1 protein-coding gene is annotated in these 1,578 nt (G+C 63.6%); it reads right to left on the bottom strand.

Annotation, left to right across the window (positions count from 1 at the left end; genetic code table 11):
* Positions 1–95: 95 nt before the first annotated feature.
* Positions 96–1,301: a group II intron reverse transcriptase/maturase gene (ltrA, locus tag Aple_RS51695; RefSeq protein WP_155352146.1), complete on the bottom strand. Its 1,206-nt coding sequence runs from the start codon at positions 1,299–1,301 to the stop codon at positions 96–98.
* Between the last annotated feature and the right edge of the window lie 277 nt (positions 1,302–1,578).

Genomic DNA, 1,578 nt, shown 5'->3' with positions numbered 1-1,578 from the left:
GGTGAGTAGCCGGGGGCATCTCAGCCCCCGGCTCTCGTAGAACCGGGCTTAAGCCTCTCGACTTACCCGGCTCCCATCATCCGGTCGTTTACCGGTCACGGCCGGCAGAGCCGCCAGTGGACGAAACCCCCCGGGTGGAGCGCTGCGGCCCTGCCCAGTGCGTCTCGCGCTCGCATCCATCGGCCGCGGTACCGCTTGTACTTCTGCACGATCCACCGGACCAGATAGTCGTTGATCCGGTTGAGGCTGGGGACCAACGCGGACGGATAAAACCGGCCGTAATAGTTGATCCACCCCCGCACCACGGCGTTGATCTCGTGAGCCAGGTCCTTCAGGCTTGCTCCACTGCGTCTGTGTAGCCGCCAGGAACGGATCTGCGCGCGGATGCATTTGGCGGCCTCGTCGCTGATGGCTGGGTTGAAGCTGAAGAAGTACACTCCATGCCTCGTCCGGACCATCCGCACGCGAAACCCGTACCCGAGGAAGGTGAAGGAGGTGTGTTCGTACGAGCCACGCCTCCTGCCGTCCTTGCAATACACGATGCGGGTCTTGTCGGGATGCAGTTGCAACCCCCCGCATTCGTCCAATCGCTGCGCGATCGCTTGCCGCACTTGGTGCGCTTCGGCTTCGCTCCGGCAGTGGACCACCACATCATCGCAGTACCGTTCAAAGGCGACGGCCGGATACTCCCGGGCCATCCAGGCATCGAACGCGTAGTGCATGAACAGGTTGGCGAGCAACGGTGAGATCGCCGAACCCTGTGGGCTCCCGCGATCCCGGGCGATCAACGTGCCGTCCTGCCGTTGGAGCGGGGCCGTCAGCCACCGCTCCACATACAGCAGGACCCACTTGTGATCGGTGTGATGGGCCACCGCCTTGAGGACCAGATCATGATCCAGATTATCGAAGAACCCTTTGATGTCCAGATCGATAACCCAGTCGGTTCGCCAGCAGCGTTCCCGGCACTCTCCCACCGCGTCCAGCGCGCTCTTGCGGGGCCGATACCCATAGGAGTCGGGGTGGAAGATCTTCTCCACCTCCGGCTCCAGGGCCATGGCCGCCACTGTCTGCGCGATCCGGTCCGCGACGGTTGGCACACCGAGAACCCGGACCCCCTTACCTTCCGGCTTGGGGATCTCCACCATCCGCACCGGCGGCGGGAAATAACACCCCGACGACATCCGATTCCACAGCTTGTACAGGTTCCCTCTCAGGTCCTGTTCGAACTGCTCGATCGACTGCCCGTCGACACCCGCCACACCTTTGTTCGCCTTCACCCTCCGATACGCCTCATAAACCATGTGCTTGGAAATCTCAAACGACTTCGGTCCGCTCACCTGGCTCCTCCCGGCACCGCCGGTTGACCACCAAACAGACCAGGATGACCCGCCCCCTTGGCTCCACCCGCATTACCGGGCTTCCTCACTACTACGAGACGGTCCGCCCCCGTGCCCCGCGACGGTACTCGGCCTCTTGCGGCGTGGACCGCTTGAGGATCTCCCTCTCGCCGCCACCCTGACGGGCCAGCGACAGTGTCGGGGCGACAGGTTCCCACGTTCCATGCAAGAGCCCAGGCCA

Origin of the sequence: Acrocarpospora pleiomorpha, assembly GCF_009687885.1 — a bacterium.
Taxonomy (GTDB): domain Bacteria; phylum Actinomycetota; class Actinomycetes; order Streptosporangiales; family Streptosporangiaceae; genus Acrocarpospora; species Acrocarpospora pleiomorpha.
This window is presented reverse-complemented; position numbering and strand designations above follow the sequence as displayed.